The sequence below is a fragment of the Oceanibaculum nanhaiense genome (assembly GCF_002148795.1).
Taxonomy (GTDB): domain Bacteria; phylum Pseudomonadota; class Alphaproteobacteria; order Oceanibaculales; family Oceanibaculaceae; genus Oceanibaculum; species Oceanibaculum nanhaiense.
Window position 1 is genome coordinate 417,520 of the sequence record NZ_MPOB01000002.1, and the last position, 18,440, is coordinate 435,959.

At 65.4% G+C, this 18,440-nt stretch carries 18 protein-coding genes; 12 read left to right on the plus strand and 6 right to left on the minus strand.

What is annotated here, in order from left to right; translation table 11 throughout:
• The first annotated feature begins 62 nt into the window (after nucleotides 1-62).
• From BKM74_RS05080 to BKM74_RS05120, 9 genes are all read left to right on the plus strand, one after another.
• The gene (locus BKM74_RS05080) at nucleotides 63-617 is read left to right on the plus strand and encodes a hypothetical protein (RefSeq protein WP_176342395.1); all 555 of its coding nucleotides are present in this window, start codon (nucleotides 63-65) and stop codon (nucleotides 615-617) included.
• 10 nt (nucleotides 618-627) lie between these two features.
• Nucleotides 628-1,812, plus strand: coding sequence for an MFS transporter (locus tag BKM74_RS05085; protein ID WP_176342396.1), 1,185 nt, complete (start codon nucleotides 628-630; stop codon nucleotides 1,810-1,812).
• A 236-nt stretch (nucleotides 1,813-2,048) separates the two neighbouring features.
• The gene (locus BKM74_RS05090; RefSeq protein WP_086464595.1) at nucleotides 2,049-3,176 is read left to right on the plus strand and encodes an ABC transporter ATP-binding protein; all 1,128 of its coding nucleotides are present in this window, start codon (nucleotides 2,049-2,051) and stop codon (nucleotides 3,174-3,176) included.
• A 70-nt stretch (nucleotides 3,177-3,246) separates the two neighbouring features.
• A complete protein-coding gene (locus BKM74_RS05095; protein WP_086464596.1) occupies nucleotides 3,247-4,437 on the plus strand; it encodes an ABC transporter substrate-binding protein in 1,191 nt (396 codons plus the stop codon).
• A gap of 91 nt (nucleotides 4,438-4,528) precedes the next feature.
• Nucleotides 4,529-5,365, plus strand: coding sequence for an ABC transporter permease (locus BKM74_RS05100; protein ID WP_086464597.1), 837 nt, complete (start codon nucleotides 4,529-4,531; stop codon nucleotides 5,363-5,365).
• Nucleotides 5,365-6,195: an ABC transporter permease gene (locus BKM74_RS05105; RefSeq protein ID WP_245825811.1), complete on the plus strand. Its 831-nt coding sequence runs from the start codon at nucleotides 5,365-5,367 to the stop codon at nucleotides 6,193-6,195. Before BKM74_RS05100 ends, BKM74_RS05105 begins: the two co-directional genes overlap by 1 nt.
• Nucleotides 6,196-6,243: 48 nt before the next feature.
• Nucleotides 6,244-7,254 (plus strand): dimethylarginine dimethylaminohydrolase family protein, encoded by a 1,011-nt coding sequence (locus BKM74_RS05110; protein WP_086464599.1) that lies wholly within the window; start codon nucleotides 6,244-6,246, stop codon nucleotides 7,252-7,254.
• Between the two features lie 9 nt (nucleotides 7,255-7,263).
• Complete coding sequence (locus tag BKM74_RS05115) at nucleotides 7,264-7,977, plus strand: DUF1028 domain-containing protein (protein ID WP_086464600.1); 714 nt, start codon at nucleotides 7,264-7,266, stop codon at nucleotides 7,975-7,977.
• Nucleotides 7,974-8,942, plus strand: coding sequence for an arginase family protein (locus tag BKM74_RS05120; RefSeq protein ID WP_086464601.1), 969 nt, complete (start codon nucleotides 7,974-7,976; stop codon nucleotides 8,940-8,942). The genes BKM74_RS05115 and BKM74_RS05120 overlap by 4 nt, the downstream gene beginning before the upstream one ends.
• Nucleotides 8,943-8,982: 40 nt before the next feature.
• Here the strand turns inward: BKM74_RS05120 and BKM74_RS05125 are convergent, their stop codons facing one another.
• Nucleotides 8,983-9,939: a homocysteine S-methyltransferase family protein gene (locus tag BKM74_RS05125; RefSeq protein WP_086464602.1), complete on the minus strand. Its 957-nt coding sequence runs from the start codon at nucleotides 9,937-9,939 to the stop codon at nucleotides 8,983-8,985.
• A 204-nt stretch (nucleotides 9,940-10,143) separates the two neighbouring features.
• Here BKM74_RS05125 and BKM74_RS05130 point away from each other — a divergent pair, with 204 nt between their 5' ends.
• Nucleotides 10,144-10,770: a TetR/AcrR family transcriptional regulator gene (locus BKM74_RS05130; protein WP_086464603.1), complete on the plus strand. Its 627-nt coding sequence runs from the start codon at nucleotides 10,144-10,146 to the stop codon at nucleotides 10,768-10,770.
• Between the two features lie 9 nt (nucleotides 10,771-10,779).
• On the opposite strand, the gene BKM74_RS05135 is transcribed toward BKM74_RS05130, so the two are convergent.
• Nucleotides 10,780-12,411, minus strand: a complete 1,632-nt coding sequence (locus BKM74_RS05135; protein WP_086464604.1) for an amidohydrolase — start codon at nucleotides 12,409-12,411, stop codon at nucleotides 10,780-10,782.
• Between the two features lie 415 nt (nucleotides 12,412-12,826).
• Here BKM74_RS05135 and leuA point away from each other — a divergent pair, with 415 nt between their 5' ends.
• The gene (leuA, locus tag BKM74_RS05140) at nucleotides 12,827-14,503 is read left to right on the plus strand and encodes a 2-isopropylmalate synthase (RefSeq protein WP_086464605.1); all 1,677 of its coding nucleotides are present in this window, start codon (nucleotides 12,827-12,829) and stop codon (nucleotides 14,501-14,503) included.
• A 163-nt stretch (nucleotides 14,504-14,666) separates the two neighbouring features.
• Here leuA and BKM74_RS05145 read toward each other — a convergent pair whose 3' ends face one another.
• The 3 genes from BKM74_RS05145 to BKM74_RS05155 are packed head-to-tail and all read right to left on the minus strand — an operon-like array spanning nucleotide 14,667 to nucleotide 16,953.
• Nucleotides 14,667-15,029: a DUF3325 domain-containing protein gene (locus BKM74_RS05145; RefSeq protein ID WP_086464606.1), complete on the minus strand. Its 363-nt coding sequence runs from the start codon at nucleotides 15,027-15,029 to the stop codon at nucleotides 14,667-14,669.
• Nucleotides 15,022-16,611, minus strand: coding sequence for a PepSY-associated TM helix domain-containing protein (locus BKM74_RS05150; protein ID WP_086464607.1), 1,590 nt, complete (start codon nucleotides 16,609-16,611; stop codon nucleotides 15,022-15,024). The genes BKM74_RS05145 and BKM74_RS05150 overlap by 8 nt, the downstream gene beginning before the upstream one ends.
• Nucleotides 16,612-16,638: 27 nt before the next feature.
• Nucleotides 16,639-16,953: a hypothetical protein gene (locus tag BKM74_RS05155; RefSeq protein ID WP_086464660.1), complete on the minus strand. Its 315-nt coding sequence runs from the start codon at nucleotides 16,951-16,953 to the stop codon at nucleotides 16,639-16,641.
• A gap of 294 nt (nucleotides 16,954-17,247) precedes the next feature.
• Between BKM74_RS05155 and BKM74_RS05160 the strand changes: the two genes are divergently transcribed.
• Nucleotides 17,248-17,691 carry a PAS domain-containing protein gene (locus BKM74_RS05160; protein ID WP_176342397.1) on the plus strand — a complete coding sequence of 148 codons (444 nt, stop codon included), beginning with the start codon at nucleotides 17,248-17,250 and terminating at the stop codon, nucleotides 17,689-17,691.
• Here BKM74_RS05160 and BKM74_RS05165 read toward each other — a convergent pair.
• A complete protein-coding gene (locus BKM74_RS05165) occupies nucleotides 17,688-18,434 on the minus strand; it encodes an HpcH/HpaI aldolase/citrate lyase family protein (protein ID WP_086464609.1) in 747 nt (248 codons plus the stop codon). The genes BKM74_RS05160 and BKM74_RS05165 overlap by 4 nt on opposite strands.
• Nucleotides 18,435-18,440: the final 6 nt, after the last annotated feature.

An 18,440-nucleotide genomic window follows, 5' to 3' on the forward strand; every position in this document is an offset into this window, starting at 1 on the left:
AGAGGGAAGGGGTGCGAATGGGGGTGTACCGGTGCCTTACGGTCGTTGGCGCTTTGCTGCTGATGACGGCAGGGCCGGCTTTTGCCGGGGGCGGCAGAGGCGGGAGCAATGAAGCTGACCGGCTGCGGCTGGACCAGCAGGCCTATGGCCTGTTGCGCATCGAATGGGGGCAGTATGCCCATCTCAACGACATCACAATGCTGCGCGGCGACGTCACCTGCGACGGGCGGGAAGATCGCGTGCTCGGCTGGCTCGACCAGGACAGCCCGGAAGGGCTGTTCTACCGGGTGATGCTGGCAACCGATGCGGTCGGCGAGGCGGAGGCGTTCTCGGTGCTGGGCGACATGGCCGCGATGTCCGTCAGCCTGCCGGCGGACCGCAAGGGGGCGGACCATATGGACGCAGCTGAGCCGCTGCTGTGTGCGCGCGGCGATCTGCCGGAGGTCACGATACGGATGGAGGATCGCCTGCCGGATGCCGAGGCCGCGGCGCTGACCGGCATCGAAGGCACCTGCGGCACGGCGATCCGCCTCGATGACGGGCTGTGCGATTCGATCCGGCTGTTCTGGCTGCGCCGCCCGGTGGATGGCGAGCGCTTCGTGCTCCACCGCAACTGAGGCCGGCCGCATGTGGCGCGAGATTCCCTATATGCCGTTGTTCGCCACCCTGTTCGTGCAGGCGCTGGCGACCATGTCGGCCTATTCGATTCCGGCTGCCGCCCCGGCGATTGCCGCCGATGTCGGCGTCGATGGCGCGCGGGTCGGGCTGTTCATCTCCATCGTCTATGGCGTGGGCATTTTCTCCGCCGTGCTGAGCCCCAGCTTCGTGCACCGGTTCGGCGCGGTGCGGGTCAGTCAGGTCATCCTGGTCTGCACCATCATCATGCTGCTGACGGCGGCATTGGGCGGTACGGCGGGCGCCATCGCGCTGGGCGGCGTGCTGCTGGGCTTCGCCTATGGCGCGACGGCGCCTTCCAGTTCGCACCTGCTCATCAGCCGTACCCCGGTGCGGCTGCGCAACCTGGTCTTTTCCATCCGGCAGATCGGCGTGCCGCTGGGCGGTGTCATGGGCGGGCTGCTGGTGCCGCCGCTGGTGCTGGGCTTCGACTGGCAGACAGCCCTTCTGGTGCAGCTTGGCCCGGCCATTCTGCTGCTGGTGCTGCTGCAGGCGATGCGCACGGAATATGATGCCGACCGCGACGTGGCGCGCGCCCTGACGCGTGGCAATGCGCTGGCCCCCTTGCGGCTGCTGGTCGAGCTGCCGGAGGTGCGCACCCTGTGCATCGCCATGTTCTGCTATGCCGGCGCGCAGCTCTGCTTCATCGCCTTCATGGCGGTGCATCTGACCAGCATGGCGGAGATGAGCCTGATCCGCGCCGGGCAGGCGCTGGCGATGTTCCAGGTCGCCGGTGTGATCTCCCGCCCGATCTGGGGCTGGATGGCGGATAATGTGATCTCCGCCCGGCTGCTGCTGGCACTGCATGGCATTGTCATGGCCGGCACGGCGCTGGCCGCCGGGCAGTTCGGCGCCGACTGGTCCTATGCGCTGATCCTGCTGGTCTGCGCGGTGGCGGGGGCGACGGCCAGCGGCTTCACCGGCATCGCCTTCGCCGAATATGCGCGCATCGGCGGGCCGGGCCGCACGGCGGAATCCAGCGGGCTGGCCGCCGCCATGATGTTCCTCGGCGTGATGTCGATGCCGGCCATCTTCAGCGTGTTGATCGCCTCGGGCCAGAGCTATGGCGTGGCCTATGGCGCGGTCGCCATCGTGACGGGGCTTAGCGGCCTGATGCTGCTGCGCCGCGCCGGCTGACCGGCCGCCCTGGGGCAAGGCGCTTGAGCAGTTGCATATGCGCTGTTTTGCATGATCTGCACTGCACAAAATTTTGGCAAAAAAATTGTGCATCTGCTATATGAGCGCAATAATATTACGTAAATTCAACTAGATAAATTTTTTTCAGAAAGACTCGCCCGTCAGGAAAATGTGTTTTACGCTTACAACTTAGTAAGCAAAAACAACAAGCGAACGACGTAACAGGTGGGCTCTGGATGGTAGATGCAGCGGTGCCGGAAGCGTCCCTCTCCGGCGCGAAGACACAATCGCATTCCCTGTCGCTTCGCCGGCTGCGCAAGGTCTATGGCGACCTCGCCGCGGTGGACGATGTCAGCTTCGAGGTCGAGCGCGGCAAGTTCCTGACGCTGCTGGGCCCCTCCGGTTCCGGCAAGACAACCATCCTGATGTCGATCGCCGGCTTCGTGCAGCCGACGGCGGGGCTGATCCTGCTGGACGACAAGGACATCACCGCGCTGCCGCCGGACAAGCGGAATTTCGGCATGGTGTTCCAGGGCTATGCCCTGTTCCCGCATATGAGCGTCGAGGACAATATCTGGTTCCCCCTGCGGGTGCGCGGGGTGAAGCGCGCGGAGGCGCGCAAGAGCGTCATGGCCTCGCTGGAGCTGGTGCAGATGGCGCATCTCGCCAAGCGCCTGCCGGGCCAGCTGTCGGGCGGCCAGCAGCAGCGCGTGGCGCTGGCCCGCGCGCTGGTGTTCCAGCCCGACCTGCTGCTGCTCGACGAGCCGCTGTCGGCGCTCGACAAGAAGCTGCGCGCCGACCTGCAGTGGGAGCTGAAATCCCTGCATAACCGGCTGGGCGCCACTTTCATCTATGTGACGCACGACCAGGAGGAGGCGTTGTCCATGTCGGACGACATCATCATCCTGCGCGACGGCAAGATCGAGCAGATGGGTGGCCCCGGCGATCTGTACGAGCGCCCGGCGACCCGCTTCGTCGCCGACTTCCTGGGTAAGAGCAACTTCATCAACGGCACGGTCGCGGGCACCGAGTCCGGCAGCTTCACCTACACCGCCGGCGGCCATGCGCTGGTGCAGGCGGGGGCGGCGGAACCCGTCGGTCCGGATGGTTCGGTGCTGATCGCGCTGCGCCCGGAGAAGCTGTTCGTCAGCCAGGCCGAACCGGCCACGCGCAACCGCGTGCCCGGCACCATCGACGCCTTCAACTATTACGGCGCCAACTATCACTTCCAGGTGCGCACCCAGGCGCTGGGCGATCTGATCGTCACCGCGCCGGCCTGGAAATGCGAGGTCGATCCCGCCATCGGCAATCAGGTCTGGCTGGGCTGGGAGCCGGACGCCTCGGTGGTGGTGCGCGACAACTGAACGATAGAGAACGACCCGGACAACGGGTTGGAGCGACAGGGACAACACGTAAAAGCAGAGGAGACCGGTTATGAAATCGCGCAAGGATCTGAGCAAGACGCTCTATGAGAAGGATCTGTATCCCGACGAGCAGTCCTTCGCCGAGGATTGTGCCGCCATTGCCGCCGAAAAGCTGGCGCGCGGCGAGATCGGCCGCCGCAGCTTCGTGAAGGCGCTGGGCCTGCTGGGCCTGGCCCCGGTCGCGCTGAAGCTGGGCACCGGCAGTGCCGCCGCCCAGGCCAAGGAGCTGGTGGTGGTGAACTGGGGCGGCCCGGCGGTCGAGGCCTATGCCAAGGCGTTCGGCGCGCCGTTCGAGGCGGCCAGCGGCACCAAGGTGGTGATCGACGGCACCGGCCCGCTCGGCTCCAAGATCCGCGCCATGGTCGAGGCCAAGGCGGTGACCTGGGACGTGTGCGACACCGGTACCGGCACCACGCTGGTGCTGCAGACGCATGACGTGCTGGAGCCCATCGACTATGCCATCGTGGACAAGGCCAAGATGGCGCCGGAATTCGCCTATGAGTATGGCTGCGCCAATTACATGTTCAGCTTCGTGCTGACCTACAACAAGGCCAAGCTGTCAGCGGCGCCGAAGGACTGGAAGGATTTCTGGGACCTGGCGAAGTTCCCCGGCGGCCGCACCCTGCGCAAGCAGCCCAACGGCATGCTGGAGGCCTGCATGCTGGCGGCCGGCAAGTCGCACAAGGACGTCTATCCGATCGACCTGAACCTTGCCATGAGCAAGCTGAAGGAGATCAAGAAGGATGTGGTCGCCTGGGGTTCCGGCTCGCAGAGCCAGGAGCTGTTCCGCACCGGCGAGGTGGTGATGGGCAATATCTGGCATACCCGCGCCAATCTGCTGACCCGCGACATGGGCGGCGACATCGCCTGGCTGTGGCAGGACGGAATCGTCACGTCGGGCATGTGGAACGTGCCGAAGGGCAATCCGGCCGGCAAGGAGACGGCGATGAAGTTCATCGCCTCGGCGCAGGACCCGGCCGGCCAGATCGAGCTGTTCAAGGCGATGGGCAATGGCCCGGCCAACCCGGCCGCCGCCGACATGGTGCCCGCCGACATGAAACACATCGATCCGGGCCAGCCGGAGAACCTGAAGCTGCAGGTGCTGCAGAATGGCTACTGGTATCAGGAGCCGAGCGGCAAGGGCAGCCTGACCAACGACGAACTGGCCCGCGAGATGTGGCTGGACACGCTGTCCTCGTAACGGCGCTTTCTGTTGCCTCGCACCCGGTTGGCGCCCTTTGGGGCCGCCGGGTTGATCTGACGTAGAAAAGAGAGCATCGGCGGGATTTCGGATGCTGACCTCGCAACGCAATACCTATTGGCTGCTGATCGCGCCCGCGGTCCTGCTGATGCTCATCTTCTATATCTATCCGCTGTTCCAGGTGCTGTGGATCAGCGTGACCGAGCCCTATCCGGGCCTGCAGAATTACGAGGCGCTGCTGACGCGCCCGCTGCTGCACCGCATCTGGCTGACCACCCTGCGCATCTGCGCCATCACCACCATCATCACGGTGGTGCTGGGCTATCTCGTCGCCTATGCGATGGTGCATGTGAAGCAGACCCAGCGCGCCTGGATGATGTTCTGCATCCTGCTGACCTTCTGGCTCAGCGTGCTTATCCGCGCCTTCGCCTGGGTCATGCTGCTGCGCAACGAAGGGCTGGTGAACCAGGGCTTGATGGCGCTGGGGCTGATCTCCGAGCCGCTGCCGCTGGTGCGCAACGAATTCGGCGTGATCCTCGGCATGGTGCATTTCATGCTGCCGCTGGCGGTGCTGCCGATCTTCTCCAACATGTCCGGCATCGACGGGCGCTATGTCTCGGCGGCGCGCGGGCTGGGGGCGTCGCCGATCGGCGCCTTCCTGCACATCTATCTGCCGCTCAGCAAGCCGGGGCTGATCGCGGCGACCATCCTGGTCTTCGTGTTCTCGCTGGGCTTCTTCATCACGCCCGCCATTCTGGGCGGCGGCAAGGTGGTGATGATCTCCGAATATATCCGCGTCAGCTTCGAGGAGACGTTGCGCTGGGGGCAGGCGACCATGCTGGCCTCGACGCTGCTGTTCGCGGTGCTGCTGACGCTGGCGCTGGTGGCGCGCTTCGTCGATCTTAAAAAAGTGTTCGGGGCGCGATGATGAAGGGCGATTTCCGCGAAACCTTCGGGCGGGGCATGGTGCTGGGCGGCGCCTGGACGGTGCTGGCTTTCCTGGTGCTGCCGATGGTGGTGGTGATCCCGGTCTCGATCACCGACCAGTATTATTTGTCGCTGCCGCAGGACGGCGTGTCGCTGCAGCATTACGCCGCCTTCTTCAGCAACGACATCTGGCTGTCTGCTACCGGCCAGAGCATCGTGATCGCGGTCGCCTCGACAATCGCCGCCGTGGTGCTGGGCACGCTGTGCGCCATTGGCTGCTGGCGGCTGTCCACCAACGCGTCGGAGGCGGTGCGCACCTTCATGCTGATCCCGATCATCGTGCCGACCATCGTGCAGGCGCTGGCGATGTACCGGTTCTGGATCGATCTCCGGCTGCTGGATTCCTATCTCGGCGTCATCCTGGCGCACACGCTGGTCGCGATCCCCTATGTGATCATCACGGTGTCCGCCTCGCTGGCCAATTTCGACGTGCGGCTGGAACAGGCGGCGCGCAGCCTGGGGGCGTCGATGAGCGAGACCATCCGCCTGGTCATCATGCCGCGCATCATGCCGGGCATGCTGTCGGGGGCGATCTTCGCCTTCACCATCTCCTTCGACGAGATCGTGATGGTGCTGTTCCTGACCAGCCGCAACATCTACACACTGCCGAAGCGCATCTGGGACGGCATCGAGGACCATCTCGACCCCACCATCGCCGCCGTCGCCACGCTTCTCATCATCGTTACGCTGGCGCTGCTGCTGTTCGAGCTGTGGTCGCGCCAGCGCCGGGCTGCGCGCCTGAAGGCGTTGGCCGCCGAGGGCGGGGAATAACACCCGCCGGCAATCAAAACGCTCCACCACAGGAAGAGGAAATACCCCATGGGTGCCGTCAGCGAGTTCGAATATCGCTACAACATGACGATGAAGATTTTCCACTCGCACGCCGAGCCGGCGTTCGAGACGCCGCAGCAGCAGGAGACGGTGTGGGGGCAGCAGTGGGGCTGCGACAATGATGTGGGCCAGCTGCGCAAGGTGCTGATGCACCGGCCGGGCGAGGAGATGAACATCATCGACCCGTCCAAGCGCATCGAGGAGCTGGGCAGCTATGGCGATGTCGAGGGCCAGACCTGGTACTGGCGCGGCGACGTGATCCCGTCGCTGGAGGAACAGCAGGCCCAGCATGACGCGCTGGCCGACACGCTGCGCAAGGAAGGTGTCGAGGTCATCTATCTGAAGCGCTGCGCGCCGGGGCGGCACAAATCGATCTATACCCGCGATTCGGTGATCGGGGTGAAGGGCGGCGCCATCGTCACCCGCCTTGGCCCCATCGTGCGGCGCGGCGAGGAAGCGCCGGCGACCGAGACGCTGGCCGCCATCGGCATGCCGATCCTGCGCACCATCCACGGCACCGGCCTGATGGAGGGCGGCAGCTTCGCCTGGCTGAAGCCGGGGATCGCCGCCGTCGGCCGCTCCAACCGGGTGAATGAGGAAGGCACGCGCCAGGTCGAGGAGGTGCTGAAGGCACAGGGCTGCGAGTTGCTGCGCGTGGACCTGACCGGCTACCGCCTGCATATCGACGGCAATCTGGTGATGATCGATGTCGATACCGCGATCATCAACCCGACGCAGCTGCCCTTCTGGTTCCTGGAGAAGCTGAAGGAGCTGGGCATCCGCACCATCGATGTCAGCCCGGACGATCCCTCGGGCGCCGTCAACTGCATCGCCGTGCGGCCGGGCCGCGTGGTGATGGAGGCGAACCTGTCGCCGCGCACCGCCGACAAGCTGGACAAGCTGGGCATCGAGATCGTCGATGTGAAATACGACAAGATCTGGCTCGGCGGCGGCGGCATCCACTGCTCGACCAGCCCGCTGGTCCGCGATTCCATCTAAGGGGCTGACATGACCTTCTCTCTCGTCGCGCGCTGTGGCCGAACCGGTGAGATCGGCGCGGTCATCTCCACCTCTAACCTCGCGGTCGGCAGCCGCTGCGTCTATCTGAAGTCCGGCGTCGGCGGCTTCCTGACCCAGCACCGTACCGACCCCAGGCTGGGGCCGCGCGGCATCGCCCTGCTTCAGGATGGTGCCACCGCCGCCGAGGCGATGGCCGCCGTGGTCGCCAGCACGAAGGATATCGGCTGGCGCCAGCTTGCCTGCGTCGATCGGCACGGCAACACCGCCTTCCACCATGGCGACAGGATTTATTCGATCCGGGCCGAATGCCAGGCGCCGGGCGTCGTCGCCATCGGCAACATCATCGACAATCCCGAGGTGCCGAAGGCGATGGTTGCGGCCTTCACCGCCGATCCGTCGCTGGAGATTGCCGAGCGCCTGCTGCGCGCCATCGAGGCGGGCGAGGCGGCGGGCGGCGAGACCGGCACGGTGCATGCCGCGCAGATGATCGCCATCGGCGAGAACAGCTTCCCGCTGTTCGACCTGCGCATCGATTATTCGGAGACGCCGCTGCCCGACCTGCGCCGGCTGTGGGAACGCTACCGGGCGGAGGCGGCGGGCTTCGCCGTGCGCGTGCTGGACCCGGACAGCGTGCCGCCGCAGCAGGATCTGTACGACGCGGCGCAGGCGCGCATGAAGGAGCTGGGAATCAGCTACACATGACCGAGAAGCTGCCTGAGACGCTGTTCCGGACCATCGGCACCTATCTCGGCGTGCCGCAGACGCTGGACCTGACCGGCGCGAAGGCGGCGGTGATCGGCCTGCCCTTCGATTGCGGCCGGCACCCCCGGCGCGTCGGCGCCCGGCTGGGGCCGGCGGCGATCCGCTATATGTCCACCGACATGGTGCGGCATTACCGCCCCGACGATCCCGGCGATTTCGACCCTGTCCGTGCGCTGGGGCTGGTCGATTGCGGCGATGTGCCGGTGGTCTCGGCGGAGGTCGAATCCTCGGTCGAGACGATGACGGCGGCGATCTCGGCGGTGGTGGAGCGGGGCGTCGTGCCGATCTGCATGGGCGGCGATGGCGTCATCAGCCTGCCGCAGATGCAGGCGCTCAGCCGGAAATATCCCGACCTCTGCGTGCTGCATTTCGATTCCCACACCGACGCCTATCCCGAAGCCGGCAACGAGAGCGAGATCAACCCCGCCACCACCTTTGCCTGTGCGGTGCAGAAGGGCTATGTGGATGCCAGCCGGTCGATCCATTTCGGCCTGCGCGGCTTCACCTATGTGCCGCGCGTGTTCGACTACACGCAAGGCCTCGGCTACCAGACCATCCCCATCGAGGCGCTGGAGAGCGAGGGCGTCGCCGGCCTTGCCAAACGCTTCAAGGACACGGTTGGCGACCGCCCGGTCTTCCTGTGCTTCGACATGGATTTCTTCGATCCCTCGGCGGCCCCCGGCGTCTTCACTCCGGCCTGGGGCGGGGCGACGGCGCGCGAGGGGCTGGCGCTCCTGCGCGCCCTGAAGGGTATCAATTTCGTCGGCTTCGACGTGAACACGCTGACGCCGGGCGCCGATCTGAAGGGCCAGACCGCCTGGCTCGCCGCCACGGTCATGCTCGAATTCTGCTACCTCGCCTGCGATGCGCTGGGCCTGACACCGGAGGGTGGGTCGGCTTATTGAGCCGCAACCCTCTCCCGCTAGGGGAGAGGGAAAGACAGAACTACGCCGCCACCGTCTCGGCGAGGCAGTGGCCGGCAATCTGCTCGATATGGCGGTGGTCGGTGCCACAGCAGCCGCCCAGCACCACGGCCTTGTCCAGAATCCGCAGCAGGTTGCGGTACTGTCCGCCCAGCTCCTGCGGGTTGCCGTCGTCCAACGCGGTCGCGGCGTCCAGCTCGGCATGGCTGAGCGCCGAGGCGTTGGCGCGCAGGCCGCGAATGCGCCCGAGCCAGTCGCCCTTTTCGGCCAGCACGCCCTCGAAGTGCGTCGGGTGCGCGCAGTTGATCATGTAGTAGGCCGGCGCCTTGCCGGTCTCACGGTCCACCATCGCAATGGCGTCGCGCAGCGTCTGGCCGGTCGGCAGGCGTCCGTCGGTCTCCACGGTGAAGGAGATCACGATCGGCATGCCGGCCTTGCCGGCGGCCCGGGCGATGCCGATGGCCTCCTCAGCATAGTTCATGGTGATGGCGGAGATCATGTCGGTCTCGGTGCCGGCGAAGCACTTCACCTGCGCGGCATGATAGGCCTCGGCCTCGATGGCGCTCATCAGCCGGTCCGGCTGGTAGCCGTCGCCGCGCGGGCCGATGACGCCATTGATGACGATGGGCGTGCGGCCGGATTCCAGCTGCCAGCGCAGTGCTACCAGGAAGGCCACGCAGCGGCGATTCAGTTCGGCCAGCCGGTCCGCATCGTACCCCAGTTTCGCCGCCCAGTCGGGATTGGCGCGCCAGGTCGGCGTATCCAGCACGAAGCCGACACCATGCTGGCGGGCAACCTCGATATAGCGGGTGAAATAGCGCTTCAGCCGGTCGCGGCCCGATTCCTCCTCCATCAGGGTGAAGGCGGCGAAATAGGGCAGTTCCATCGCGTCATGGAAAACCAGCGTGGTTTCCAGTCCGCCATCGGTCAGAAGCCGGTTGCCGGAAAGCTGCGGCAGGTCGTGTCTGTATTTGCTCATCAATAATCCCCTGTTTGCTTTGCCCCATGGGGCGGGTGGCGGGGACTATACGGAGCGGGCGCGGAACAACTAGAAAACCCATGGCACGGCTGGAGCGGATTATTTTTCTTCTTTTGTCATAGGCCTGTATTGGACTTTCTGGAGCGCTTCGACTAAACAGGCGCCGGTATTTCAGAATTAACTGTACTTGCGGTATAGTGGGCCATGAACCAGATGCCCCCGAAACGGCGTGGCGACGCCCGCGAGAAGATACTGGAACTGGCCGAATCGGCGGTTCTGGCGAAGGGATTCACCGCGACCTCGATTGATGAGCTGGTCGCGGGTGCGGGCATCACCAAGAGCGGCTTCTTCTATCATTTCAAGGATAAGAACGCGCTCGCCAAGGCGATGATCCTGCGCTACCTGGAGCGCGACCAGACATTGCTGGACGATCTGTTCCGCCGTGCCGACGAGCTGAACGAGGACCCGCTGCATGGTTTCCTGGTCGGGCTGAAGATGTTCGTCGAGCTGATGGCTGATCTGCCGGATAATTATCCGGGCTGCCTTGCCGCTTCCTTCTGCTATCAGGATCAGCTGTTCGACGCCGAGATCCGCGACCTCAATGCGCAGGGTATGCTGGAATGGCGGCAGCGCTTCCGCGCCCGCTTCGAGGCGATTGCCGGGCGCTACCCGCCGCGCGAACCGGTGGATATGGAAGCCCTGGCCGACATGACAACGGTGCTGGTCGAGGGCGGGCTGATCCTGGGCCGCGCGCTGCAGGATTCCAGCATCCTGCCGCGCCAGATCCTGATGTTCCGCGATTATGTGCGGCTGGTCTTCGCGCCGGGCTGATTTGCGCCGTTACAGCCCGCCATGTACAAGCCGGCCGCCCAGCAGGGTGGCGGTCACGCCGACCTCGCGGATTTCCTCCGCCGGGATGCTGAAATAATCGCGGTCCAGCACGGCGATGTCGGCCAGCTTGCCGGGTTCCAGCGATCCCTTCACGGCTTCCTCGCGGCCTGACCACACCCCCAGAACCGTATAGGCGCGCAGGGCTTCCTCCGCCGTTACCGCCTCGGCCTCGTCCAGCGACGCGCCGGTCTGCGCCTTGCGGTTCACCATCGACCACAAGGCGAAGAACGGGTTCGGGTCGCACACCATGGCGTCGGAATGGCCGGGGGCGGGGATGCCGGCATCGATCAGGCTGCGGTGCGGCCACATCCAGCGCATCGCCGCCTCGCCGCGATTGGCGCGGTAGGCCTCGCCCAGATCATACATGAAGCCGGTGGCGGAGCTGTCCACCGCGCCGACCCGCTTCAGCCGCTCCAGGATCGGTGGGGTGACGTAGCAGCAATGCTCGACCCGCATGCGGTGATCCGCCACCGGATGCGCGGCCAGGCAATGCTCGATCACGTCCAGCGCGAAATCGATGCCGCGGTCGCCCACGCCCTCGATCATCACCTGCAGCCCGCCCTTGTGCGCGGCAAGCGCGCGCAACTTCAGATCTTCCAGCTCGTACAGCAGCATGCCGGTGTTCGGCTCGGGCTCGCCCTCAATGCGCGTGCCGACATAGGGCTCGTAATAGGCGGCGGTGCGGCCGGAGGTGGAGCAGTCCGGACACCATTCGACGCCGATGATGCGCACCATGTCGTCGCCGAAGCCGGAGCGGATGCCGGCCTTCACATAGGATTCCACCAGCCCGTCCTCACGGCCGGAGACGATGATGCCGACGCGCATGCGCAGCCGCTCCTGCTGGCGCAGCAACTGATAGGCCTGGATCGAACGGCTGCCGGCCAGCGAGTTATAGACGGTGGTGATGCCGTAACGCGCCCAGTCATCGAACACCTTCTCCAGCCCATCGGCAAGGCGGGCGGGCGTGTCGGCGCCGTGGATCATTTCGAGGAACAGATGCACCGCCGTTTCCCGCATCAGGCCGGTCAGCTCCCCGGTTTCTGGGTGATGGTCGAAGCGGCCGAAGGCGGGGTCGGGCGTGTCGCGGTCGATGCCCAGCTCCTGGAAGGCGCGGGAATTGGCGAGGCCGATATGCCCGTCGGTGCGCAGGATGAAGAGCGGCCGCCCCTGGCCCGCCGCATCCAGCTCCGCCAGTGTTGGGTAGCCGCCGGACTTGTTCTCGTTCAGCCGGTAGGCGACCACCCACTCGTCCGTGCCGCGCGCGGCGGCGACATCGGACAGCCGCGCCAGCAGGGCGGCGCGCGACTGGATGCGGTTCGGGCCGACATCCTCCCACCCGGCGAGGCGGGCGGCATAGCTGTCCGGGTGGCAGTGGCTGTCCACGATGCCGGGGATGGCGGTACGCCCGCCAAGGTCCATGATCTTCGTCTCCGGTCCGCTCAGCCCGTCCAGATCACCCTCGCCGCCGACGGCCAGGATACGCCCGTCGCGGATGGCAAGCGCGCTGGCGATGCTGCTGCGCGCGTCCAGCGTGTGGATGCGCCCGTTGCGCAGGATCAGGTCGGCGGCCAGTCGCGGCATGGTTCTCTCCCCCCGGTTCAAGGCCAATGAAGCTTGGCAGGATTTGTCAGGAGAGAAAACAGCTTTGCGGCCTGAAGGAGGGTTGGCACCACATGGTTGACGCTGCCGCCGGCTCTGTGCACAGTAGGGACATGATTATTCGCGCGGCAGCCCTTCTACGACTTCTAGGCCCGACCTCCTGAGGGAGGCGGGATTACGCACGTCGTCGATCTGTCCGTTGCTGCCGGTTTAATCATGTTCCCTTTATCGATTCTCGACTCCCTCTTTGCCTCCCGGCTTGCCTTTCTGGCGCTGGCGGAGCGACTGCGCGGCGGTCGTCGGGCCTAGACGGTAGCCCGGCGGCCGTAGCTCCTGCCGCATTCGCCCCACCTCATAAAAAGCATGCCTCATAAAAAGATAGTCCGGAGTCGCTTCCATGTTGACCAATCCCGAAACCAAGTACCGCCGCTTTACCACCGTCGATCTGCCTGACCGCACCTGGCCGTCCAAACGCATCGAGAAGGCGCCGATCTGGCTGTCCACCGATCTGCGCGACGGCAACCAGTCGCTGATCGACCCGATGGATGGCGAGAAGAAGCGCCGTTTCTTCGATCTGCTGGTGGCTTCCGGCTTCAAGCAGATCGAGGTGGGATTCCCGTCCGCCTCGCAGACCGAGTTCGATTTCATCCGCAGCCTGATCGAGGAAAACCGCATCCCCGACGACGTCACCATCCAGGTGCTGACGCAGTCGCGCGAGGATCTGATCCGCCGCAGCTTCGAATCGCTGAAGGGCGCGAAGCAGGCCATCGTCCATCTGTACAACGCCACCTCGCCCAGCTTCCGCCGCACCGTGTTCAACATGGAAAAGGCGGATGTGGTGAAGCTGGCGGTGGCGGGTGCAAAGCTGTTCGTCGAGGAAGCGGCGAAGCAGCCGGACACCAAATGGACCTTCCAGTATTCGCCGGAAACCTTCTCTGCCACCGAGCCGGATTTCGCCGTCGAGGTGTGCGAGGCGGTGCTGGATGTCTGGCAGCCGACGCCGGAGAATCCCGCCATTCTGAACCTGCCGGCGACGGTGGAGGTGGCCGGCCCGAACATCTATGCCGACCAGATCGAATATTTCTGCCGCACCATCTCGCGCCGTGATTCGGTGATCGTCAGCGTGCATCCGCATAATGACCGGGGCACCGGCGTGGCAGCGGCGGAATTCTCGGTGATGGCCGGCGCCGACCGCATTGAGGGCTGCCTGTTCGGCAATGGCGAGCGCACCGGCAATGTCGATCTGGTGACGCTGGCGCTGAACCTCTACACCCAGGGCATCAATCCGGGGCTGGATTTCTCCGACATGCGCAACGTCGTGCGCACGGTGGAATACTGCAATCAGCTGCCGGTGCATCCGCGCCACCCCTATGCGGGGGAGCTGGTGTTCACCGCCTTTTCCGGCTCGCATCAGGACGCCATCAAGAAGGGCTTCGCCGCGCAGGAGAAGCGCAACGACGAATATTGGGACGTGCCCTATCTGCCGATCGACCCGGCGGATGTCGGCTGCTCCTACGAGGCGGTGATCCGGGTGAACAGCCAGTCCGGCAAGGGCGGCGTCGCCTGGGTGCTGGAACAGGACAAGGGCCTGCAGCTGCCGCGCCGCATGCAGATCGACTTCTCCCGCCAGGTGCAGGAGATTTCCGATCGCACCGGCAAGGAGATGACGGCCCCGGCGATCTGGCAGGCCTTCGAGGAATCCTACTGCCTCACCGGGCCGCAGCGTTTCGACCTGATCGAATATGACGATACCGGCGCGCGCAAGCCGGGGCAGGACCGGGTGTTCGTCGGCCGCATCAATGTGGACGGCAAGGAACGTTCGATCAGCGGCAAGGGCAACGGCCTGATCTCCGGCATGCTGGAGGCGCTGAAGGCCGATTGCGGCATGGAGCTGGAGGTGCTCGACTATCACGAGCATGCGCTGCGCAAGGGCTCCGACGCGCAGGCCGCCGCCTATGTCGAATGCCGCACGCCGGACGGGCGCACCCTGTTCGGGGTCGGCATCGATGCCGATGTCGCCATTGCCTCGGTGAAGGCGGTGCTCAGCGCCGCCAATGTCGCCTCGAAGGGGTAATTGGCCCCTGACGACGATCATTCTCTCTGACCGTCACCCCCGGGCTTGTCCCGGGGGTCCATGTTTCAGCTTACTGAAACGAGGCCGAAGCAAGCTGATGCCTGGATTCCCGGCACAAGGCCGGGAATGACGGTAAGGAAAAGCGAGTAGCTTCCTGACCTTCCTACGCCCCCTGTCGGCCGGGGCTCTGGGACCGGCCCGCCGAAGCGATCCGGGCTAGCGGTTTCAGCCAGGCGCTTCGCCAGGTCAGCGTCGCGACTGTCGCCAGCCCGCCGACGCTGAGCCCCACCACCCACAGGATGCTGCCGAAGCTGGCGCCGTCGCGCTCCAGCGACAGGGCCAGTGCCAGCGCCAGCAGCCCATAGCCGGCGAGGCGCAGCGGCAGGGTGCGCCCGGCAGGCATATCGCGCTGGCTGGGGCGCTGGCCGGTGACGCGTTCCCAGTGTTTCTCCTGGCTCAGCGCCAGCAGGGCGAAGCCCAGATAGCTGGCGGCCAGAATCAGGGTCAGCAGGATCGTCTCAGGCATGTTGTTGCTCCGGCTTGTCGGTGCGGATGGTGCGCGATGGCGATGACACCGCCTGTTGCGCGGCGACGGTCTGGCGGCGCTGCAGGCGGATGGCGGTTGCCAGCGCGATGGCACCGCCCGCCAGCATCACCGAATCCATGCCGAACACCGGCCAGTTGCCCTGCATCAGGGTGCGCAGCATATGGTCGCCGGTGGTGATGGCGTTCAACAGCACGGCCAGCAGCGCCGCGGCGGCAGTGGCGTAGCATTGCTCGATCCAGCCGCGCTTCGTGCGCATCCAGGCATGGGCGAAGCTCAGTACCCAGATGGCGAAGAAGCCCCAGAATTCGATGTCCGCGCGATGCTCCAGCCCCAGCGGCAGCAGCCGGTTCACGATGAAGAAGCCCAGCGTGGCGAGGATGATGCCGGTGGTGCTGCCGATGGTCAGCCCCTCGACGATGCGCACGCCGCGCAACCCCTGCTGGGTGTGGCGCTTGCGCCGCGATTCCAGCCAGAACAGGAAGCCGGTGACGATCAGCACGCAGCCCGACAGGCCGAGGGTGAAATAGACCCAGCGCAGCGTCCAGTGCCGGAACTGGATGAAATGCAGGCCGGAGATGAAGCGCTGACTGTTCAGGACCGGCTTGCCGATATGATGGTGCAGCACCGCGCCGCTTGCGGCGTCGAAATACACCCGGTCCAGCGACATGGTGACCTTGTTGTCGTAGGATTGCCGCATCTCGACATAGCCATTGGCATCGCCCGGATGGTGGATGCGGACGAAGAAGGGCTTTGTGCCGTCGCCCCAGAGCCGGACAGCCTCCGCCGCCATAGCGTCCAGCGATCCGATGCTGCCGGGCTGTCCCGCACGGTCGCGCGAATAGCTGCCAAAGGCCTCCTGGAAATAGGCCTTCTCGTCCTTGTCGTAGAGAATATCGGAGGCGGCCGGGAAATAGATCGTCACGAAGATGATCAGGCCCGACAGGGTTATGAGAAAATGGAAGGGCAGGGCCAGCACGCCGGTCACATTGTGCAGGTCCAGCGCCACCCGCGGTGTCTTCCTGTCGGTGCGGAAGGTGAAGAAATCCTTGAATATCTTCACATGCACGATAACGCCGGAGACCAGCAGCGCCATCATCGCCATGCCGGCGAGGCCGACCAGCCAGTAGCCGACGCCGCCGGCGTTGGCGCGCAGATGCAGGCTGTAATGGAACGGGAAGATGAAGCCGGTGCCGCCCTTGGTGCCGGCCTCGGGCAGCACCTCGCCGGTCGCGGGATCGACGAACCTGCTCTTGAAGCCGTCCTTGCCGCGATAGCCGACCCGGGCCATCGGCGCGCGTTCTGCCGGCGGGATGATGAAGCCGTTGCGGGCGCCTTCCTCCCTGTTGGCCTCCATGTCGGACAGCAATATGTCGCGCAGCGTGTCCAGCTTCACCGGCGTTTCCGTTGGCGCGAGGCGCGTCATCGGCATCATCCAGCGGTCGATCTCGCGGTCGAACACGCTGAGCGTGCCCATCCAGAAGATCGCGAACAGCAGCGCGCCGATGACCACGCCCGCCCAGGTGTGCAGCCAGTTCATCGAGGCCCGGAAACCCTGTTCCATATCTTCCGTCCTTATCGGCTTTTCAGGTTATACCGACAGCCAATGGACCAGCGTCTGACCCATCGCGGTCCCGGCCAGCGTTACCGCCAGCAGGCGAGGCAGGCTGCGTTCGGCAAAGCCCCAGATCAGCACCAGCAGATAGAGCACGAAGCCCAGCATGGTCATCAGGATGACGGCCTCGCTGCGCGCCATGCCGAGGCCGGCCAGCCCGGCGGCGCCCAGCGCGACAAGGGCCGCGCTGAGGAAATAGCCGCCGCCGACAATCGCCAGCAGCCGCAAGGCCAGCAGCAGGCCGGCGCGGATATGCTGGCCCCTGTTATGGGCGGGGGCTTGGTGGGTCATGGTTCCGGCCATCGCTGTCATGCCGGCCTCAGGTACGGCAAGGGGTACGAGCGCATGAGGCTCCCTCTTTGCGAATCAGTATCAGTGGAGTCTGCTACCGCCCGTTATAGTCGCAAACGAGAATGATCCTCAATAACATATCGCCCGGGAGGTTCCGCCAGAACCTTAAATTTTAGCGCCGTTGTTGCGGTTGCGCGGATAAAGGGTCATATCATTTCAAGCTACAGTAGAAATCGCACCGAAAAATAAGTGCGAAAACCGCGTCGGAGGGATATGCCGGTCGGGACGGATGATATGGATGTGCCGCATGCGAAATTGCGGGCGCTCCATGAGTTCTGGCGCACGCGCGCAGGCGGGCGGATTTTGCCGTCGCGTCTCGACTTCCTGCCTGAGGAATTCGCCCCCTGGATGGGGCACATCGCCGTCGTCGATGTTGGGCATCCGTCGATGGAGATGCGCTTTGGCCTGTTCGGTGCCGCCTTCGTTTATGTGAACAATATGGACCTGTCCGGGCGCCCGGTGGCCGAACTGCCGGCCAGGGTCAGCGAGCTGGTCCTGGCCGACTATCGCGGCTGCGTCGAAAGCCGGCAGCCGCTCTATACGAGACGACAGAGCGTGAACCGCGACTGGACGCACATCCATCGCATCGTTCTACCCTGCTCATCCGACGGCGAGCAGGTCGATAAGCTGATCGTCGGTCTCTACACCGAAGGCGGCAAGAGCCCCTTCTCCGGCTAGAGCTTCAGCGCCTCGCCTTCGCGGGCGGAGAACACGGCATTGGCTTCCGCCGCCTGGGCATCGTCGAAGCAGACCTTACCCTGAAAGCCGATGCGCCGGACCATGTCGCAGGCCTCGCCCCAGCCGGGACGGCCGGGTGGGAACTGGCCGCCATCGAACGGACCCGACAGGCCGGCGGCGCGGGCCGCCAGCACCAGCATGCGGCGCGGCAGCGACAGCGCCTCCGGGTCCAGCGTGGCGCGGGAGACCGGGCTGCCGATATCGGCCATGAAATCGGATGCGCCGATGCCCAGCGTCAGCAGGCGCGGCGTGGCGCGGGCGAGGTTTGCCGCCTCCAGCGCGCCGAGGCAGCTCTCCACCAGCCCGATGATCTTCGTGCGGCCAACCTCGATGCCCAGCGCCTTTTCCTTCTCGGTCAGGCGGCGGTCGATATCCTGCAGATCGGCGGCGCGCTCGGCCTTCGGCAGGATCACTGCGCCGATGCCGGGGCCGAAGCATTCCAGATCCTCGGGGATCATGCCGCTATCGGCCTTGTTGACGCGCAGCGCCACCAGCGGCGTCCAGTCCTGCTTGGCCAGCGCCGTCGCCTTCACGCGGGCGGCCGGCTTGTCGGCCAGCGGCACGCCATCCTCCAGATCGAGCATCACCACATCGGCGGGCGTATTGGCGAAGACCTGCTCCAGATTGTCGCGGTGCGCCGGGGCGTAGAGGATCGATCGGTACCAGCCGTTTTCGCGGAACATTCTGTC